19 protein-coding genes are annotated in these 19,733 nt (G+C 66.6%); all 19 read left to right on the top strand.

Features of this window, described 5'->3' with window-relative positions:
• Nucleotides 1-86 precede the first annotated feature (86 nt).
• Entirely contained in the window at nucleotides 87-1,046 is a 960-nt protein-coding gene (gene thrB, locus IG65_RS0129850; RefSeq protein ID WP_030518288.1) for a homoserine kinase, read from the top strand.
• Nucleotides 1,047-1,478: 432 nt separating this feature from the next.
• Nucleotides 1,479-3,482 carry a transcription termination factor Rho gene (gene rho / locus IG65_RS0129845; RefSeq protein ID WP_156055844.1) on the top strand — a complete coding sequence of 668 codons (2,004 nt, stop codon included), beginning with the start codon at nucleotides 1,479-1,481 and terminating at the stop codon, nucleotides 3,480-3,482.
• Nucleotides 3,483-4,355: 873 nt separating this feature from the next.
• Nucleotides 4,356-4,592: a 50S ribosomal protein L31 gene (gene rpmE, locus IG65_RS0129840; protein ID WP_030518286.1), complete on the top strand. Its 237-nt coding sequence runs from the start codon at nucleotides 4,356-4,358 to the stop codon at nucleotides 4,590-4,592.
• A 90-nt stretch (nucleotides 4,593-4,682) separates the two neighbouring features.
• Nucleotides 4,683-5,765: a peptide chain release factor 1 gene (gene prfA / locus IG65_RS0129835; protein WP_030518285.1), complete on the top strand. Its 1,083-nt coding sequence runs from the start codon at nucleotides 4,683-4,685 to the stop codon at nucleotides 5,763-5,765.
• Nucleotides 5,765-6,664, top strand: coding sequence for a peptide chain release factor N(5)-glutamine methyltransferase (gene prmC, locus IG65_RS0129830; protein WP_030518284.1), 900 nt, complete (start codon nucleotides 5,765-5,767; stop codon nucleotides 6,662-6,664). Before prfA ends, prmC begins: the two co-directional genes overlap by 1 nt.
• A gap of 71 nt (nucleotides 6,665-6,735) precedes the next feature.
• Complete coding sequence (locus tag IG65_RS0129825) at nucleotides 6,736-7,401, top strand: L-threonylcarbamoyladenylate synthase (protein ID WP_030518283.1); 666 nt, start codon at nucleotides 6,736-6,738, stop codon at nucleotides 7,399-7,401.
• Between the two features lie 11 nt (nucleotides 7,402-7,412).
• Nucleotides 7,413-8,564 carry an MraY family glycosyltransferase gene (locus IG65_RS0129820; protein WP_030518282.1) on the top strand — a complete coding sequence of 384 codons (1,152 nt, stop codon included), beginning with the start codon at nucleotides 7,413-7,415 and terminating at the stop codon, nucleotides 8,562-8,564.
• A 97-nt stretch (nucleotides 8,565-8,661) separates the two neighbouring features.
• Nucleotides 8,662-9,039, top strand: a complete 378-nt coding sequence (locus tag IG65_RS0129815; RefSeq protein WP_307617820.1) for a hypothetical protein — start codon at nucleotides 8,662-8,664, stop codon at nucleotides 9,037-9,039.
• Nucleotides 9,040-9,409: 370 nt separating this feature from the next.
• A complete protein-coding gene (gene atpB, locus IG65_RS0129810) occupies nucleotides 9,410-10,135 on the top strand; it encodes a F0F1 ATP synthase subunit A (RefSeq protein ID WP_030518280.1) in 726 nt (241 codons plus the stop codon).
• A 70-nt stretch (nucleotides 10,136-10,205) separates the two neighbouring features.
• Entirely contained in the window at nucleotides 10,206-10,454 is a 249-nt protein-coding gene (locus tag IG65_RS0129805) for an ATP synthase F0 subunit C (RefSeq protein WP_025347580.1), read from the top strand.
• A gap of 5 nt (nucleotides 10,455-10,459) precedes the next feature.
• The gene (locus tag IG65_RS0129800; protein WP_036526120.1) at nucleotides 10,460-11,014 is read left to right on the top strand and encodes a F0F1 ATP synthase subunit B; all 555 of its coding nucleotides are present in this window, start codon (nucleotides 10,460-10,462) and stop codon (nucleotides 11,012-11,014) included.
• 89 nt (nucleotides 11,015-11,103) lie between these two features.
• The gene (locus IG65_RS0129795; RefSeq protein ID WP_030518278.1) at nucleotides 11,104-11,913 is read left to right on the top strand and encodes a F0F1 ATP synthase subunit delta; all 810 of its coding nucleotides are present in this window, start codon (nucleotides 11,104-11,106) and stop codon (nucleotides 11,911-11,913) included.
• A gap of 60 nt (nucleotides 11,914-11,973) precedes the next feature.
• Complete coding sequence (gene atpA / locus IG65_RS0129790; protein WP_030518277.1) at nucleotides 11,974-13,611, top strand: F0F1 ATP synthase subunit alpha; 1,638 nt, start codon at nucleotides 11,974-11,976, stop codon at nucleotides 13,609-13,611.
• 54 nt (nucleotides 13,612-13,665) lie between these two features.
• Nucleotides 13,666-14,637 carry a F0F1 ATP synthase subunit gamma gene (locus tag IG65_RS0129785; protein ID WP_030518276.1) on the top strand — a complete coding sequence of 324 codons (972 nt, stop codon included), beginning with the start codon at nucleotides 13,666-13,668 and terminating at the stop codon, nucleotides 14,635-14,637.
• Nucleotides 14,638-14,663: 26 nt separating this feature from the next.
• Nucleotides 14,664-16,112, top strand: coding sequence for a F0F1 ATP synthase subunit beta (atpD, locus tag IG65_RS0129780; RefSeq protein WP_030518275.1), 1,449 nt, complete (start codon nucleotides 14,664-14,666; stop codon nucleotides 16,110-16,112).
• Nucleotides 16,113-16,118: 6 nt separating this feature from the next.
• The gene (locus IG65_RS0129775; protein WP_030518274.1) at nucleotides 16,119-16,493 is read left to right on the top strand and encodes a F0F1 ATP synthase subunit epsilon; all 375 of its coding nucleotides are present in this window, start codon (nucleotides 16,119-16,121) and stop codon (nucleotides 16,491-16,493) included.
• Between the two features lie 438 nt (nucleotides 16,494-16,931).
• A complete protein-coding gene (locus IG65_RS0129770) occupies nucleotides 16,932-17,354 on the top strand; it encodes a DUF2550 domain-containing protein (protein ID WP_030518273.1) in 423 nt (140 codons plus the stop codon).
• A 24-nt stretch (nucleotides 17,355-17,378) separates the two neighbouring features.
• Entirely contained in the window at nucleotides 17,379-17,987 is a 609-nt protein-coding gene (locus IG65_RS0129765; RefSeq protein WP_051757219.1) for a cob(I)yrinic acid a,c-diamide adenosyltransferase, read from the top strand.
• 10 nt (nucleotides 17,988-17,997) lie between these two features.
• Nucleotides 17,998-19,260, top strand: a complete 1,263-nt coding sequence (gene murA / locus IG65_RS0129760; RefSeq protein WP_030518271.1) for a UDP-N-acetylglucosamine 1-carboxyvinyltransferase — start codon at nucleotides 17,998-18,000, stop codon at nucleotides 19,258-19,260.
• Nucleotides 19,261-19,733 lie beyond the last annotated feature (473 nt).

Raw genomic sequence — 19,733 nt, 5'->3', positions numbered from 1 at the left:
GCGAAGGTCAGCTCAGTGAGCGGGCGCGGCGAGTCGACCCCGCAGCGCCTTCGTCGGACGGCGCCGAACGACAGCACGGTGCCACGGTGACGCGAACCCTGCCCCCCGGAATCACCGTCACGGCCCGGGTGCCCGCCTCCAGCGCCAATCTCGGGCCCGGATTCGATTCGCTGGGTATCGCTTTGGGGCTGTACGACGAAATCGTGGTACGTACCACCGATTCCGGGCTTACCATCCGAGTGGAGGGTGAGGGCGCCGACGACGTTCCTTGGGGCCCTTCACATCTGGTGGTGCGCGCGATCGAACGCGGTCTGGAAGCCGCGGGCGTGTGGGCCGACGGGCTGGACGTGGTGTGCCGCAACGTCATTCCGCATTCGCGCGGGCTGGGATCCTCGGCTTCGGCGGCGGTCGGCGGACTCGCCGCCGCGCGCGGACTGGCCGCGAAATTCGACCCTGCGCTGACGGGTTCGGATGCCGAATTGGTGCAGCTGGCTTCGGAATTCGAGGGACATCCCGACAACGCGGCCGCCAGCGTGCTCGGCGGCATCGTGGTGTCGTGGACCGAATCCGACCGGGCCGGCGAACTCGACGCGAGCAGTTCGGTGGAGCACCACCAGCGCGTCTACCGTGCGGTGCGGCTGGATCCGCATCCGCGACTGCGCGCGACGGTGCTGATCCCGCAGGAGCGGTCCTCGACCGCGCACACCCGCGGCCTGCTGCCGGAGATGGTCCCGCACGGCGACGCCGCGTTCAACGTCAGCCGCGCCGCGCTGTCGGTGGTCGCCCTGACCGAGCGTCCCGACCTGCTCCTGCCCGCGACGCAGGACCGTCTGCACCAGGGTTATCGCGCCGCCGCGCTGCCGCTGACCACCGCCTGGATCACCCGGCTGCGCACCGCCGGACTCGCCGCGATGGTGTCGGGCGCCGGTCCGACCATCCTGGCGCTGGGCACCGGAGAATTTCCGGACGACCTGCGCAGACTCGCCGAGGACGACGGTCTGCGCGTGGTCGAACCCGACATTTCCGCGGGTGTACGCGTGGATTGATGGCGTGGCTGCCTTGCTGACGTGGTCATACAGAGCTATCCTGAGCACGTCCGTACATCGTGCGCGTCAGACGCCGGTGCTTCATCAGGGCAATCGCTCCAGCAGGCTCCTTGCTCAAGCTCGGTGGCTCGGGGGCTCGAATCACTCGGGACTTCGACCTCGACGTCGGGGACAGCGACTGGAATGATCACTCCCACTCAATGAACCGGTGGCCGTGACCAGGTGGTGATTCCATCGGTCCGGCGGGGCAGGCGATACGGCATCCGAGCTCGGCACAGTGATCGGGCTTCGGGACGAACCCTCGAATATGCACACGGCAATCGAGGGAAGGAAAGGATCTCCGTGACAGATACGGACCTGCTCGCGACACCCGGGGTGGACACTGCAAATCCCTCGGACGGCCGCGAAAGTGACTCCGGACAGATTTCGAAGATGAGCGAACACACCGACGTCGCACGATCGGGGCTGACTGGAATGTTGTTGCCGCAGTTGCGTGCGCTTGCCGGAGAGCTCGGTATCCGAGGCACATCCGGAATGCGTAAGGGCGATCTCATCGCCGCCATCAAGGAAAATCAGGCTTCCGCCGGCACCGGCAAGTCCGCGCGTGGTGGCCGGGGTGATGCGAAATCCGCTGAAGCGGACGCGGGCGCCGAGCCGGCCGCGAAGTCCGCGTCGAATACCGGCGCTGCGACCGAATCCGGTGCGTCGGCGAAGACGGACTCCCCCCAGACCTCCGAGAACGCCGCCGAGTCCACCGGCAAGGGCCGCGCCAAGAACGATGCGCCGAAGGGCACCCGCAACGGTGCCGCGCGCGGTCAGCAGCAGACTCTCGACGGTGTCGGCACCGAGAACGCGTCCGCCAAGGCGGAAACCGCGGAATCGGCTGCGCGCCCGGCCGATTCGGGTGACGAGTCCGGCCGTGACGGCGGCCAGCGTGGCCGCGGCCGCCAGCGTCGTGGCCGCGACCAGCGTGGCGAGGGCGGCGACAACCGTGGCGACAACCGCGGTGGTGAGGCTCGCGCCGAAACCAAGACCGAACCGAAGGCCGAGGGCGGCGACGCCAAGGCGGATCAGGAGTCGGGCGATCGTCGCCGCGACCGCAACCAGTCCGGCGGTCAGAACCAGGCCGGCCAGAACGGCGCCGCCCGCGGTGGCGACCGTGGCGGAGACCGTGGTGGCGACGACGAGGAAGGTGGGCGCGGGCGCCGCGGCCGCCGGTTCCGGGAGCGCCGTCGTGGCGGGCGTGACCGTGAGGGCGGCGAGGGCCGCGAGGTCGAGATCCGCGAGGACGATGTCCTGCAGCCGGTCGCCGGCATCCTCGACGTGCTGGACAACTACGCGTTCGTCCGCACCTCCGGCTACCTGGCCGGCCCGAACGACGTCTACGTGTCGATGAACCTGGTGCGCAAGAACGGCCTGCGCCGCGGCGACGCGATCACCGGTGCGGTGCGTGCTCCGCGCGAGGGCGAACAGAGCAACCAGCGGCAGAAGTTCGATCCGCTGGTGCGGCTGGACACGGTCAACGGCTCGGATGTCGAATCCGCCCGCCGCCGGCCGGAATTCAACAAGCTCACCCCGCTGTACCCCAACCAGCGGCTGCGGCTCGAGACCACGCCGAACAAGCTGACGACCCGCGTGATCGACCTGATCATGCCGATCGGTAAGGGTCAGCGTGCGCTGATCGTGTCGCCGCCCAAGGCGGGTAAGACCACGATCCTGCAGGACATCGCGAACGCGATCGCCACCAACAACCCCGAGTGCTACCTGATGGTGGTGCTGGTGGACGAGCGTCCCGAAGAGGTCACCGATATGCAGCGCTCGGTGCGCGGCGAGGTGATCGCCTCCACGTTCGACCGTCCGCCGAGTGACCACACCTCGGTCGCCGAACTCGCCATCGAGCGGGCCAAGCGCCTGGTCGAGATGGGTCAGGACGTCGTCGTACTGCTCGACTCGATCACCCGGCTGGGTCGTGCGTACAACAACTCCTCGCCGGCCTCCGGTCGCATCCTGTCCGGTGGTGTGGACTCGACCGCGCTGTACCCGCCCAAGCGGTTCCTCGGCGCGGCCCGCAACATCGAGAACGGCGGCTCGCTGACCATCATCGCCACCGCCATGGTGGAGACCGGTTCCACCGGTGACACGGTGATCTTCGAGGAGTTCAAGGGCACCGGTAACGCCGAGCTCAAGCTCGATCGCAAGATCGCCGAGCGCCGCGTGTTCCCGGCCGTCGACATCAACCCGTCCAGCACCCGCCACGACGAGCTGCTGATGTCGCCCGACGAGATGGCGGTCCTCCACAAGCTGCGCCGGGTGCTCTCGGGCCTCGATTCGCAGCAGGCGATCGACCTGCTCATCGACCGTTTGAAGAAGTCGAAGAGCAACGTCGAATTCTTGATGACGGTCTCGAAGACCGCGCCGGGCGCCTTGGACGAATAGGAGAGCAGTACATCTCTCCGTGCCCGGTGCGCACCCGCAGGTGCCGCTCGGCTCGCGATAATGCGGCCCCGCTTCGGCGGGGCCGCATTGCTGTCTGCGGTAACCGTGGACGTCGATGATCGCGTCGCCGGTCGGCGTGTGGCGGGGCCGGCGAATAGAACAGCAGGCCGATCACCGCGGCGCCGGTGATCAGGCAGATCAGAATCAGGGCGGTGACGCCGGTGATGGACCCGGTGGAGACCGAGGTCGCGGCGAATTCGTAGGGCCGATCCGGTCCGGCGGGCATCGCGACGGTCGCGCGGGGCGGGGTGCCGGAGGCGGTCAGCCACCCGGTGACGACGAGTACGCCCAGCGTGGCCAATACGGTCGCCGCGCCGATCTCCTTCGCATGTCCGTGGCCCGGCACCGGGCGGATGGTGCGGTCTCCCAGGCGGCGGTCTCCGGGGCGGGGCTCGCCGACGGCCGGGGCGCGCGATCTCCTACTCGCCCCCCGCGCGGTGTGGAAATTCACTGCTGTCCCTCGGATCGTCGGTTCGATTGCCATGGGTCTTCTTCCTGCAACGAATCTACGAACAAAGGTGTTCATATTCCCGAGTAGCCGACTACTCGTTTTCAGGGTGGCTCGAGAATCGCGAGTTCGCGTGCCGTCACTTCCTTGGGGTGTGCCGCCTTCCGGGGCGCGCCGATGCCGGAACAAATCCGGTGCGGGGTGCGTTGTGAGTGCGTATCGGCGGTTCTGGCATACTGGACCGTCGGTGCGTCTGCGATCGGCAGACCATCCCGCCTAGTCGGTTCCGGTTCACGTCCAGCACGGCAGCACGGCAGATACAGCCGTGGGCCGGGGCGACCCGGGGCCAGATCGAGAGGACACCCATGAAGGCAGGAATCCACCCGGCATACGTGCCGACCACCGTTGTCTGCGGTTGCGGCAACACCTTCCAGACTCACAGCACCAAGGAGTCGGGCCACATCACCGTCGAGGTCTGCTCGCAGTGCCACCCGTTCTACACGGGCAAGCAGAAGATCCTCGACACCGGCGGTCGCGTCGCCCGCTTCGAGGCCCGCTACGGCAAGCGCGCCAAGAAGGCCGAGGGTTCGGAAGCCAAGTAGCTGCCCCGCCAACGCCCGTCCTGCATTCGCAGGCCGGGCGTTGGTGCGTTTATAGGTGACCGAAAGCTCCCAGCAGGAGGCATAACCGCCATGGCCGACAAGATCACGGCCCCATCCGCCATCGACGACATTCTCGCCGAGTACGCCGGCCTGGAAACCCAGCTGTCGGATCCGGCGCTGCACAACAATCCCGGTGAGGCCCGTCGCGTCGGTAAGCGGTTCGCCGAATTGGCGCCGATCATGTCGACCTACACCAAGCTCACCGCGGCACGCGACGATCTGGCCGCCGCCCGGGAGCTGGCAGCCGACGACTCGTCCTTCGCCGCCGAGGTGCCCGGCCTCGAACAGCAGGTCGAGGAACTGGAGAAGACGCTCACCGATCTGCTCGCCCCGCGCGATCCGCACGATGCCGACGACGTCGTGCTCGAGGTGAAGTCGGGGGAGGGCGGCGAGGAGTCGGCCCTGTTCGCCTCCGATCTGGCCCGCATGTACATCCGCTACGCCGAACGCCACGGCTGGAAAGTCGAAGTACTCGACGCCAACGTGTCCGACCTGGGCGGATACAAGGAGGCGACGCTGTCGATCAAGAGCCGCGAGCCCAGTCGCGACGGCGTCTGGTCCCGGCTGAAGTTCGAGGGCGGGGTCCATCGCGTGCAGCGCGTGCCGGTCACCGAATCGCAGGGCCGCATCCACACCTCGGCGGCGGGCGTGCTGATCTACCCCGAACCCGACGAGGTCGAACAGGTCCAGATCGATGAATCCGATCTGCGCATCGACGTCTACCGCTCCTCCGGTAAGGGCGGCCAGGGCGTCAACACCACCGACTCCGCGGTCCGCATCACGCACCTGCCCACGGGGATCGTTGTGACCTGCCAGAACGAGCGTTCGCAGCTGCAGAACAAGATCCGCGCGATGCAGGTGCTCTCGGCGCGGTTGCAGAGCCTGGCCGAGGAACAGGCCGAGGCCGACGCGGCCGCGGGCCGCGCGTCACAGATCCGCACGGTCGACCGCTCCGAGCGCATCCGCACCTACAACTTCCCCGAGAACCGCATCACCGACCACCGCATCGGCTTCAAGGCCCACAATCTGGATTCGGTGCTGGACGGCGAACTGGACGCGCTGCTGGACGCTCTGGGCGAAGCCGACCGCACCGCCCGGCTCGCGGCGGAATGATGCCGGACCCGGGTGAGGCGGGCAAGCACCGGCTGCCGCTGCGACCCGCGATCCTCGACGCGGCCCGCACGCTCGCGGCGGCCGGGGTGCACAGCCCGCAGATCGACGCGGAATTCCTGGCCGCTTTCGTCCTCGAGGTCGAGCGTTCGCGCCTGGCGCTGATCCCGATGGTCACACCGGAACAGCTCGAACGGTTCCACAAACTGGTGGCTCGCCGGGCCGAGCGGGTGCCGCTGCAGCATCTGACCGGCGCCGCCTCCATGGGCGAGGTGGATCTGGCGGTGGGCCCCGGCGTCTTCATTCCGCGACCGGAGACCGAGCTGATCTTCGCGTGGGCGCTGGCCCAGCTCGAGGCGGCCGGCCACGAGCACCCCCCGATCGTCGTCGACCTGTGCACCGGATCGGGCGCGCTGGCCCTGGCGATCGCCAACGCCCGTCCCGACGCCGAGGTGCACGCGGTCGAAATCGACGCCACCGCAAGGCAATGGGTGCAGCGCAACGCCGATCGGCAAGCAGCGCAGGGAGATACGCCGATCGTTCTGCATGCCGGCGATGTCACCGACGCGCACGTGCTGGCCGAGCTGAACGGCCGCGTCGACGTCGTGGTCGCCAACCCGCCCTACATCCCCACCGGCGCGCGGCTGGATCCCGAAGTGGCCGAACACGATCCGCATCTCGCGCTGTTCGGCGGCCCGGACGGACTCGAGGTGATCGCCCCCATGGTCGCCACCATCGCGCGGCTGCTGCGGCCCGAGGGCGTGACAGCCGTCGAACACGACGACTCGCACGGTGCCCAGGTCGCGGCGTTGTTCGCCGGGCACGGCGGATTCTCCGACATCGTCGAACATCCGGATCTGGCCGGCCGGCCGCGCTTCGTCGCCGCCCGTCGCACTCGCTGACGCACGGATTGCCGAGAATTTGCGCGAAGCCGGGCAACGTGCCGTGAGACACATTCAATAGACTCACCGCCGTGAGTACCGTCTACGACTGCTCCGATCCCGATTCTCGTGCCGCCGGATTGACCGCCGCGCGGACCACCTTGAAATCCGGACGGCTGGCCGTCATCCCTACAGATACGGTCTACGGAATCGCCGCGGACGCGTTCGATTCCACGGCTGTGGCCGGTCTGCTGGCGGCCAAGCGGCGCGGGCGCGACATGCCCGTGCCCGTGCTGGTGGGCTCGTGGAACACCATCGACGGACTCGTCTTCTCCGTGCAGCCGCAGGCACGGGATCTGATCCGCGCCTTCTGGCCGGGCGGGCTGAGCCTGGTCGTGCAGCAGGCGCCCTCGCTGGCCTGGGATCTCGGCGACGCCCGCGGCACGGTGATGTTGCGCATGCCGCTGCACCCGATCGCGCTGGAACTGCTGCGCGAGGTCGGCCCGATGGCCGTATCGAGCGCGAACGTCTCCGGGCAGCCGCCCGCCACGACGGTCACCGAGGCGCGGCACCAGCTCGGGAACCAGGTCGGCGTCTACCTCGACGGCGGCCCGGCCGAACACGGCGTGCCCTCCACGATCGTGGACCTGACCGGCGACCGCCCGCGGGTGCTGCGGGCCGGCGCGGTGACCGTCGCGCAGGTCGCCGAGGTGCTGAGCATGGCGCCGGACGAACTCTCGCCCGAGACCACCCGCTGACGGCCTGGTAGATGGTTTTCAGTCAGGGTGCGGTCGTCCCGCTGCGCGAGCTGCTTCTGGTGCTGCTCGTGTCCGCGGTGGTGACGATGTTGTCCACCGGCGGAATTCGGGTGCTGGCCATCGGTTTCGGCGCCATCGCGGTGCCACGCGATCGTGATGTGCATCTCGAGCCGATTCCCCGCATGGGCGGGGTCGGCATCTATCTGGGCGTACTGGCCGCGGTGCTGTTCGCCCACCAGCTGCCGGCGCTGCGCCGCGGTTTCGACTACCCGCGCGACATTCCGGCCGTGCTGGTCGCGGGCACGCTGATCGTCCTGGTCGGCATCGTCGACGACCGCTGGGGCCTGGACGCGCTGACGAAGTTCGTGGGCCAGATCTCGGCGGCCGGGGCGATGGCCGTGATGGGCCTGAGCTGGGTGGCCATCTACAACCCGTTCAGCAACACCACGGTCGTGCTCGATCAGCTGCAGGGCTGGGTGGTCACGGTGGCCATCACCGTCACCATGATCAACGCGATGAACTTCGTGGACGGCCTCGACGGTCTCGCGGCGGGGCTGGGGCTGATCGCCGCGGCGGCGGTCTTCGTGTTCACCGTGGGTTTGCTCTACCAGCAGGGCGGTGCCACCGACGGCTATCCGCCGGCCCTGCTGGCCGCGGCGCTGGCGGGCGGATGTCTGGGATTTCTGCCACACAATTTCCACCCGGCGCGAATATTCATGGGCGATTCCGGATCGATGTTGATCGGTTTGATGCTCGCCGCCGTGTCGACCGGCGCGTCCGGCCGAATTCCGCTCACCGGATACGGGCCGCGCGACATCGTGGGTCTGCTGTCACCGCTGTTGCTGGTGGGAGCGGTGATGTTCATTCCGGTATTGGATCTGGTGCTGGCAATCGTGCGTCGTGTGCGCGCGGGTGTGAGTTTCTCCACTCCCGACAAAATGCATTTGCATCACCGTTTGTTGCAGATCGGCCATTCGCACCGACGCGTGGTGTTGTTGATCTATCTGTGGGTCGGCGTGCTCGCATTCGCGGCCGTCGGGACCTCTTTGATGGACCGTCGCGTGGTGGTTCTGCTGTTCGCGGCGGGTTTGGTTTTCGCCTTGGTTGTGACGGCCGTCCCATCGCTGCGCGAAGTGGTCGGGCTCCGCGGTCGCCGCAAGTAAGGAACGGGTAAAGTGGCTCGACGTGAGCACGGCACCCGAATTGCACCCCGACGCGCCACTACGAGCAGCGCTGCGTTACGGCATCGCCGGATTGTGCGTGCTGGTGGTGGTTTCGGTCGTCGCCGGCTCGATCGTCGCGGGCTGGGCCGGTTTCTGGGGCGCGCTCATCGGATCCGCGATCGGTGGTTTCTTCATTCTCACCACGGCCGCGCTCGTGCTGTTCAGCGCGAAATTGGATTCCGGCATTCAGGGCATGGTGATGCTGGCGAGCTGGATCGGCAAAATACTGGTCGTGATGATCGTGGTCGCGATCTTGCACCAGTTCGATTTCTACAGCCCCGGCACCCTCTTCCTGACCGTCGTGGGCGCGTTGCTGATTGTTCTCGGAGCCGAGACGTACGGGCTTCTGCGCCAACGTGTTCCGGTGATCGACCCGCCCGCGGGCTCCGCCGACCAAGATCGTTCGAACGTGTGAACAAGACCCCCTACACGTTGTCGTAGATACCTTGGTAAACTCTTTACCGTAAGCATCCGAACCAACGGGGCCGACCGCATCGTCGCCGGTGCGAGAGGTTATGCTTGCTGCCGTGCCGGTCCTTCGGTGAGAAGATCCGGCCCTGCACCGTCGACGATGTCGCCGACGTACAGACGCCACGGCGGGACTTCCCGCGCAGCTGCTGACGAACTTCGAGCCGACCTGAGTCGACCCACCTGATCGTCAATGTCCGATCGAACCGCGAGATGGAACATGTCTCGCGGCCCGAACACGGGAGAGAACGCTGAGCGTCACCACTTTGGCGGGCGAGTTCCACGCGCCTTCGCTGCAAGACTTCTTCCCTCCGGCTGTGCTGTTCGAGGGGACGCCTTTCGAGCTCGACCGTTTGATGCTCATTCGCATCATCATGGCGGCAGTCCTGGTCGCGGTCATGTTGCTCGCATTCCGGAGCCCGCGCCTGGTGCCGCGCGGACTGCAGAACGCCGCGGAAATCGGTCTGCTGTTCGTTCGGGAGCAGATCTGCGAAGAGGTGCTCGGCAAGGAAAGTGGCCGCCGGTATTTCCCGTTGATCGCCACGATCTTCTTCACGGTGCTGTTCCTGAACTTCTCCAGCGTCATCCCGTTCTTGAACATCTCCTCGAACGCACGCGTCGGTATGCCGTTGGTGCTGGCGGTCATCGCCTATATCGCCTTCAACTACGTGGGTATCCGCAAGTACGGCTTCTGGAAATACATGCGCTCGTCCATCGTCGTGCCGAATGTTCCGGTCGCGCTGCACGTGCTGCTGATTCCGATCGAGTTCATCTCGACCTTCATCCTGCGTCCGTTCACGCTGACCGTCCGACTCATGGCCAACATGCTGTCCGGTCACATCATGCTGGTGCTGTTCTTCAGCGCCACCCAGTTCTTCCTCTTCGACGCCGCTTCGTGGATGAAGATCTTCTCGCCGTTCTCCTTGCTCGCGGGATTCGGATTCACCCTGTTCGAACTCCTGGTGATCTTCCTGCAGGCCTACGTGTTCGCGCTCCTGACGGCCGTCTACATCGGCCTCGCGCAGCACGCCGACTCGCACTGACCGCACGACCGCACAAGAACTGCCCCACCGGCCGCCGGGCGGGTGGGCAACAGAAAGGGAAAGAAATCTCATGAGCCTCTCCTACGTGGCCGCCGAACTCGCCCAGACCTCGGATCGGGTCAAGGGCTACGGCGCTATCGGTTACGGTCTGGCCGCGATCGGCCCGGGTGTCGGCGTCGGCATCGTCGTCGGTAAGGCGATCGAGGGCATCGCCCGTCAGCCCGAGCTGCAGGGCACCATCCGGACCAACATGTTCCTGGGTATCGCGTTCACCGAGGCCCTCGCGCTGATCGGCCTCGTCGCCGGCTTCATCTTCTGATTCCGATGAACAGCATGTACTTGCTCGCCGAGAATGCAGAGGACAAGAACCCTCTGATTCCGGAGCCATACGACATCGTCTGGTCGGTGGTGTGCGTTGTCGTCATCGGGATCCTGTTCTACAAGTACGTGGTTCCTCGATTGACGAAGGTGCTCGACGAGCGCTCGGAGAAGATCGAAGGCGGCATGGCCAAGGCCGAGGCCGCGCAGGCCGAGGCGCAGGAAACCCTGCAGCAGTACCAGCAGCAGCTGGCCGAGGCTCGGCTCGAGGCCGCGCGCATCCGTGAGGAAGCGCGTACCCAGGGCCAGCAGATCCTCGCGCAGTTGCGCTCGGAGGCTCAGGCCGAAGCCGATCGCATCGTCTCCGCCGGAAACGCGCAGCTCGACGCGCAGCGTCAGCAGATCGTGACCGAGCTCCGGTCCGAGCTCGGCCGCACCGCGGTCGACCTGGCCGAGAAGATCATCGGGCAGTCCGTGGCGGACGAAGCCAAGCAGGCGGCGTCCATCGATCGGTTCCTCACCGAGCTGGATCAGAAGGCCGGCATCGGGGTCGGAAGGTAACCTGCGCCTGAGAGGTCTTGTCGGTGACGCAAGTCACCGGCGCCCGACCACTCCGGGCCCCGGAATTCAACACAGTGAAAGTGGGAAGCATGTACGCAGCGAGCCGCGAGGCGAGTTCCCGTGCGAGGGAAGCTCTTTCGGCCGCACTCACCGGGAGTGACTCCGTCGCCGCCACGACGGGCTCCGAACTGTTCGCCGTAGTCGCCGTGCTCGACGACCAGCGTTCGCTGCGTGTGGCGCTCGCGGATAAGTCGGTGTCGAGTTCGGTGCGCGCCGAACTGGCCGAACGCGTGTTCGGCGGCAAGATCAGCGCGGCCACTCAGGCCGTGCTGACCACTGCCGTCGCCCAGGACTGGTCTCGGACCCGAGACCTGGTCGACACCCTGGTGCTGCTCGGGCAGGAGGCGCTGTTACGCGCCGCGGCCGACCGCGGACGTATCGACGCCGTCGAGGACGAGTTGTTCCGGTTGGGCCGCACCGTCGAAGACAACCCGGATCTGGAGCAGGCACTCACCGATCGCGGTAAGCCGGCGGCCGCCAAGCGCGACCTGCTGGCGCGGCTGCTCGCCGGGAAGGTCGAAGACGTCACCATGCAGCTGGCCGAGCAGGCGGTCGGCCGGTCGCGCGGTGATGTCGGCGTCGCCTTCGACCAGCTGTCCGATCTGGCGGCGTCGCTGCGCAAGCAGATCGTCGCGCACGTTCGTTCGGCGACGGCCCTGACGCAGCAGCAGCGGGAGCATCTCGCCGCATCGCTGCAGCGAATCTACGACAAGCCGGTCACCATCCACGTGCAGGTCGATCCGGCACTGCTGGCCGGTGTCGTCGTGCGCATCGGCGACGACGTCATCGACGGCAGCGCCGTCGGCCGACTGCAGCGCCTGCGCCAGGCCCTGGCCTAGCCGAGCCCCGAGCCCGGCACCCACCCGACATTCCAGACCACAGCGAGAGCAGGAAGAACCATGGCGGAGCTGACGATCTCCCCCGATGAGATCCGTAGCGCGATCGAAAGCTACACCCAGAGCTACACCCCCGAAACCTCCATCGAGGAAATCGGCACGGTCACCGACACCAGTGACGGCATCGCGCACGTCAGCGGCCTGCCGTCGGCGATGACCAACGAGATCCTCGAATTCCCCGGCGGTGTGCTGGGTGTCGCGTTGAACCTCGACCCCGACGAGATCGGTGCGGTCATCCTCGGTGAGTTCGACGGCATCGAAGAGGGCCAGCAGGTCCGCCGCACCGGTGACGTGCTCTCGGTGCCGGTCGGCGACAAGTTCCTGGGCCGCGTCATCAACCCCCTCGGCCAGCCGATCGACGGCCTGGGCGAGATCGAGGCCGACGAGCGCCGCGTGCTGGAGCTGCAGGCCGCGACCGTGCTGGAGCGCCAGCCGGTCGAGGAGCCGATGGCCACCGGCATCACCGCCATCGACGCGCTGACCGCCATCGGCCGCGGCCAGCGTCAGCTGGTCATCGGCGACCGCAAGACCGGCAAGACCGCGGTCTGCATCGACGCCATCCTGAACCAGAAGGCCAACTGGGAGTCCGGCGATCCGACCAAGCAGATGCGCTGCATCTACGTCGCGATCGGCCAGAAGGGCTCCACCATCGCCGGCGTGAAGTCCGCGCTCGAGGCGCACGGTGCGATGGAGTACACCACCATCGTCGCCGCTCCCGCGTCCGACTCCGCCGGTTTCAAGTGGCTCGCGCCCTACACCGGTTCCGCGCTCGGCCAGCACTGGATGTACCAGGGCAAGCACGTCCTGATCGTGTTCGACGACCTGTCCAAGCAGGCCGAGGCCTACCGCGCCATCTCGCTGCTGCTGCGTCGCCCGCCGGGCCGTGAGGCTTACCCCGGTGACGTCTTCTACCTGCACTCCCGTCTGCTGGAGCGTTGCGCGAAGCTGTCCGACGCGATGGGCGCCGGCTCGATGACGGGTCTGCCGATCATCGAGACCAAGGCCAACGACATCTCGGCGTTCATTCCGACCAACGTCATCTCCATCACCGACGGCCAGGTCTTCCTCGAGTCCGACCTGTTCAACAAGGGTGTGCGCCCGGCCATCAACGTCGGTACCTCCGTCTCCCGTGTCGGTGGCGCCGCGCAGACCAAGGGCATGAAGAAGGTCGCCGGTTCGCTGCGTCTGGAGCTGGCCTCCTACCGCGAGCTGGAGGCGTTCTCCGCCTTCGCCTCCGACCTGGACGCCGCCTCGCTGGCCCAGCTCGAGCGTGGTGCCCGCTGGGTCGAGCTGCTCAAGCAGGATCAGTACTCGCCGGTCGCCGTCGAGGACCAGATCGTCTCGATCTACCTGGTCGACGCGGGCTTCTACGACTCGGTGCCGGTCGGCGACGTCCGCCGCTTCAACTCCGAGCTGCTCGAGACGCTGCACCGCGCCGCGCCGCAGGCCTTCGAGTCGATCGCCGGTGGCAAGGTCCTCGAGGGCGAGGCCGCCGACGCGATCAAGACCGAGACCGAGCGCTTCAAGCAGGGCTTCCTGGCCTCCGACGGCAGCCGAGTGGTCAACGAGGCCGACGCCGGTGAACTGGACCACGAAGAGGTCGAGTCGCTGTCGGTCACCCGTAAGCACGTCGAGAAGTAAGCCGGGTCCGACGATGCCTACGAATTCGATACGCGAAGGGAGTGTGAACCGCTGATGGCGAACTTGCGTGAATTGCGCTCCCGTATTCGTGGCGTGAGCTCGATCAAGAAGATCACCAAGGCCCAGGAACTGATCGCGACCTCGCGAATCAGCAAGGCCCAGGCCCGGGTGGCCGCCGCGAAGCCGTACGCGGAAGAGATCACGAAGGTGCTCGGCGAATTGGCCAGTGCCTCCTCGAATCTCAACCACCCCCTGCTCACCGAGCGGGCCACTCCGCGCCGCGCCGCCATCCTGGTGATCACCAGTGACAGCGGTATGTGTGGTGGCTACAACTCCAACGTGCTCAAGCGCACCGAGGAACTGATCACGACGCTGCGCTCCGAGGGCAAGGAGCCGGTGCTGTACGTGATGGGCAGCAAGGGCCTGACGTACTACACCTTCCGCAACCGCCCGCTGGCCGGTTCGTGGACCGGGTTCTCGCAGCAGCCGCACTACACCGACGCTTCGGCCGCATGCCACCACCTGGTGGATGTGTTCATGGCGGGCTCCGACACCGAGGTGGAGGGGCCGGGCGGCACGGGGACCATCGAGGGCGTGGACGAGATTCACATCGTCTACACCCGCTTCGTCTCGATGCTGTCGCAGGTGCCCGAGGTTCGCCGGCTCGCTCCGATCCAGGTGAGCTTCATCGACGAGAACTTCGAACTCGGCGAGGACATGCTCACCGACTCGCCGGACGCGAAGATCACCTCGCTCTACGAGTTCGAACCGGATGCGGACAAGCTGCTCGGCGCCCTGCTGCCGAAGTACATCAACACCCGCATCTACTCGTCGTTGCTCGAGGCCGCGGCCTCGGAGTCGGCCGCGCGCCGCACCGCAATGAAGGCTGCCACCGATAACGCCACCGAGCTGGTCAATACCCTGACTCGCCAGGCGAACTCGATCCGGCAGGCGAACATCACGCAGGAAATCAGTGAAATCGTCGGCGGCGCGAACGCGCTGGCTGCGTCCTCGGATCGCGACTAAGCCCTAGCCCCCATGGAAGAGAACAAATGACCGCAGCTGTCACGCAAGAAAACGCAAGCCGGGCGGGCGCTGGCACAGGCCGCGTCGTCCGGGTCAACGGCCCCGTGGTGGACGTCGAGTTCCCGCGCGGCGCCATCCCAGAGCTGTTCAACGCCCTGCACGCCGACGTCACTCTGCCGTCGGTGGCCAAGACGCTGACCCTCGAGGTCGCGCAGCATCTGGGCGACAACATCGTTCGCACCATTTCGATGCAGCCGACCGACGGCCTGGTCCGCGGCGTCCCGGTGTCCGACACCGGCAAGCCGATCTCGGTTCCGGTCGGTGACGTCACCAAGGGCCACGTGTTCAACGCCCTCGGCGACTGCCTCGACACCCCGGGCCTGGGCCGCGACGGCGAGCAGTGGGGCATCCACCGTCAGCCGCCGGCCTTCGACCAGCTCGAGGGCAAGACCGAGATCCTGGAGACGGGCATCAAGGTCATCGACCTGCTGACCCCGTACGTGAAGGGCGGCAAGATCGGTCTGTTCGGTGGTGCCGGTGTCGGCAAGACCGTTCTGATCCAGGAGATGATCACCCGTATCGCGCGTGAGTTCTCCGGTACGTCGGTATTCGCCGGCGTCGGTGAGCGCACCCGTGAGGGCACCGACCTCCACCTGGAAATGGAGGAGATGGGCGTCCTTCAGGACACCGCCCTCGTCTTCGGCCAGATGGACGAGCCGCCGGGCACCCGTATGCGCGTCGCGCTGTCCGCGCTGACCATGGCGGAGTACTTCCGCGATGTGCAGGGTCAGGACGTGCTGCTGTTCATCGACAACATCTTCCGTTTCACCCAGGCCGGTTCCGAGGTCTCGACCCTGCTCGGTCGTATGCCTTCGGCCGTCGGTTACCAGCCGACCCTGGCGGACGAGATGGGTCAGCTGCAGGAGCGCATCACCTCGACCCGTGGTCGTTCGATCACCTCGATGCAGGCGATCTACGTCCCCGCCGACGACTACACCGACCCGGCGCCGGCGACCACCTTCGCCCACCTGGACGCGACCACCGAGCTCTCCCGCCCGATTTCGCAGAAGGGTATCTACCCCGCCGTCGACCCGCTGACCTCGACCTCGCGAATCCTCGAGGCCTCGATCGTCGGCGAGCGGCACTTCGCGGTGGCCAACGAGGTCAAGCGAATCCTGCAGAAGTACAAGGAACTGCAGGACATCATCGCGATTCTGGGTATGGACGAGCTCTCCGAAGAGGACAAGGTCCTGGTCGGCCGGGCGCGTCGTCTGGAGAAGTTCCTCGGCCAGAACTTCATCGTGGCCGAGAAGTTCACCGGTCAGCCGGGTTCGGTCGTGCCGCTGGAGCAGACCATCGACGACTTCGAGCGGGTCTGCAAGGGCGAATTCGACCACCTGCCGGAGCAGGCGTTCAACTCCTGCGGTGGCCTGGACGACGTCGAGGCGGCCGCGAAGAAGATCGCCGGGAAGTAGTCCACCATGGCGGATATGTCAGTTGATCTGGTCGCCATCGAGCGGCGGCTGTGGTCGGGGACGGCGAGTTTCGTCAGCGCCCAGACCACGGAAGGTCAGATCGGTATTCTGCACGGCCACGAGCCCGTACTCGGCCAGCTGGTCGAGGGCGGGATCGTGACTATCGACAGCACCGAGGGCGAGCGGATCGTCGCGGCCGTGCACGGCGGTTTCTTCTCGTGCACCGGTGAGGCGGTCCGGATTCTCGCCGAATCGGCGGAATTCGCGGGCGATATCGATCTCGACGCCGCCCGCGCGGTCCTGGCCGATCCGAATGCCTCGGAGCAGGAACAGAACGCGGCGACCGCGCGAATTCGCGCGGTGGAAGCGATGAGCGCCTGACGCGAACGCCTCAGGGCGACAACGGAATAGCGCAACCGTGTGGCGGTCCGGATCTCCGGGCCGCCACCCGGCGTTTCTGTCGGAATTCGCTGGTGATGAATCGGCCACACCCTCGCCGGGGTGGCCGTCCGGGGGTGCGCCCTTCACCCTGTCCTGAGCGCGACCCGATGCCGGCGGGCGAAGACGAGACCCATCGTGAACCCGCGCACAGCCAACCCTGACGGGCTTCGAATGCCCTTGTGCGAGTGTGCCTCTGATCACCTTCCTCCGGATCGGCGAATCGGCCGATATCCTCGTTTGTGGAACGGATGTACCGGCTGTGTGCCGCGGCGCCCTGGTTTGTAGACTCGCTGCGGGAGCGGCCTTGTTCGGGGATGGCACGGCGCTGGCGACGGCACAGGGGCGAAGCGAAGGGACGGACCTGGATTGCGGACCGGGATGGTGCTTCTGATCATTCTGGTGCTGCTGCTGGTCGGCGTAGCGCTGGTGTCGCTGTATCGCCTGATCATGCTGCGCCGAGGTGGAACCGCGGCGATTCTGCGCGTCCTTCCGGCGCAGGGTGGTCAAGGGTGGCGGCACGGCCTGATTCGCTACGGCGAATCCCGGCTCGTCTTCTACAAACTCACCAGCCTGAAGGTGGGACCGGATTCGACCATCCGGCGGCTGGGCATCGAAGTGGTCGATCGGCGTTCTCCGGTGGGCGACGAGTACGACATCATGACCGACGACATCGTCGTGATCGCGGTCTCCGACGGTGACGGCAGCTATGAACTCGCCCTGGATCGCCCGGCGCTGACGGCATTCCTGTCCTGGGTCGAATCGCGGCCCTCCGAACGCATCCGGCGCCGACCGGGACGTTGACCCAGAAATAGGTGGTCACCAGCAATGAGTGTGCATCTGACCAAGATCTATACCCGGACCGGAGACGACGGCACCACCGGTTTGAGCGACTTCTCCCGGGTTCCGAAGACCGATCCGCGGCTGGTGGCCTACGCCGACTGCGACGAGACCAACGCCGCGCTCGGTGTGGCTCTCGCCCTGGGCCGGCCGGAATCGCGCATCGCCGAGGTGCTGCGCCAGGTGCAGAACGATCTGTTCGACGCCGGCGCCGATCTGTCCACCCCGGTCGTGCCGGATCCGAAATATCCACCGCTGCGGATCACCCAGTCCTATATCGACCGGCTGGAACGCTGGTGTGACGAGTTCAATGCCGAACTTGCTCCGCTGAATTCGTTCATCCTGCCCGGCGGCACGCCGTTGGCCGCGCTGCTGCATACGGCCCGCACCGTGGCGCGCCGGGCGGAACGCGCGGCGTGGGCTGCGGTGGACGCACATCCGGACGACATCGGCGTGTTGCCCGCGAAATATCTCAATCGGCTGTCCGATCTGCTGTTCATCCTCGGCCGGGTGGCCAACCCGGACGGTGACGTACTGTGGCGGCCCGGGGGATCGGAGACCGGCGGACCGGCCGCGACCGACCAGCCCTCCCGTTAGGCTGGCCCCCGTGAGTGAACGGTTTCTGGTGACCGGGGGCAGTCGGCTGGTCGGCGAGGTCGCAGTGGGTGGCGCGAAGAACAGCGTCCTCAAGCTGATGGCCGCCGCGCTGTTGGCCGAAGGCACGACGACGATCACCAACTGCCCGGACATCCTCGACGTGCCGCTGATGGCGGAGGTTCTGCGCGGTTTGGGCTGCGATGTCACCGTCGACGGATCGGTGGTCGCCATCACCACCCCGGCCGAGCCGAAGTATCACGCCGACTTCCCGGCGGTGACGCAGTTCCGCGCATCGGTCTGCGTGCTGGGGCCGCTGATGGCGCGGTGCAAGCGCGCGGTCGTCGCGCTGCCCGGCGGTGATGCGATCGGGTCCCGTCCACTCGACATGCATCAGGCCGGTCTGCGACTGCTCGGCGCGACCAGCGAAATCGAGCACGGTTGCCTGGTCGCGCGCGCCGACGAGCTGCAGGGTGCGCGCATCCGGCTGGATTTCCCGTCGGTCGGCGCGACCGAGAACATCCTCATGGCCGCGGTCCTCGCGGAGGGGGAGACGGTGATCGACAACGCCGCGCGCGAACCCGAGATCGTCGACCTGTGCACCATGCTCACCCGGATGGGCGCCCGCATCGACGGCGCCGGCACCTCGGTGCTCACCATCTCCGGCGTGCGCAAACTCGCGCCCACCACCCATCAGGTGATCGGCGACCGGATCGTGGCCGCGACCTGGGGAATCGCCGCCGCGATGACGAGGGGCGACGTGCGCGTCACCGGCCTGAATCCCAAGCACCTCTCGCTGGTGCTGGACAAACTGCGTTCGGCGGGTGCGCGAATCACGTTCGAACCCAACGGTTTCCGGGTGGAACAACCGGAGCGGCCGCGCGCGGTGAACTTCTCCACCCTGCCGTTCCCGGGCTTTCCCACCGACCTGCAGCCGATGGCGATCGGTCTGGCGACCATCGCCGACGGGACGTCCATGATCACCGAGAACATCTTCGAGGCGCGCTTCCGCTTCGTCGAGGAGATGATCCGCCTGGGCGCCGACGCCCGCACCGACGGCCATCACGCGGTGGTCCGGGGCATCCCGCGGCTGTCCAGTGCGCCGGTGTGGTCGTCGGATATTCGCGCCGGCGCGGGTCTGGTGCTCGCGGGTCTGGTCGCCGACGGCGTCACCGAGGTGCACGACGTGTTCCATATCGACCGCGGCTACCCCCACTTCGTGGAGAACCTGCGCTCGCTGGGCGCCGAGGTGGAACGGGTCGGCACGCCGGCGTAGTCGGCCGTACATCCGAAAGACCTTCCTGACCAGGCGATTTGACATAGAATCAACCGCCACGTAACTTATTCCAGGTCAGAGCGACACGGACACCAACCCCGGGCCGAAAGGCAAGGGGACAACGAGGTAGTACGGGGAGCGCCTGACGATCACACTGGTTCGACCGAGACCCCGATTTGGTTCGGGTCCGATGGTTGAGCTAAGCTGGAAAAGTTGCCTCGCCGATCGAACAGATGAAAATCTGGGAGATGGTGAGTGCGTGTGTTCTTTGAGAACTCAATAGTGTGTCGATGAATGTCAGTGCCAAATATTTATTTTGGTTCCGATCTTCGCCCCCCGTGTGAGGGTCGGACATTTTTGTCAGCTAATTTTCTGGCTGGCGTTTAAGTTAGGTTTTCGGACTCTGGTTCGAGATACTTCTGATTCGCTGCTTCGGTGGCAAATCTAGAGTCTTCAACGGAGAGTTTGATCCT

This window comes from Nocardia sp. NRRL WC-3656 (assembly GCF_000720265.1).
GTDB lineage: Bacteria > Actinomycetota > Actinomycetes > Mycobacteriales > Mycobacteriaceae > Nocardia > Nocardia nova.
Note: the sequence above shows the minus strand (reverse complement) of the source record. Positions and strands in the feature narration are given on the sequence as shown.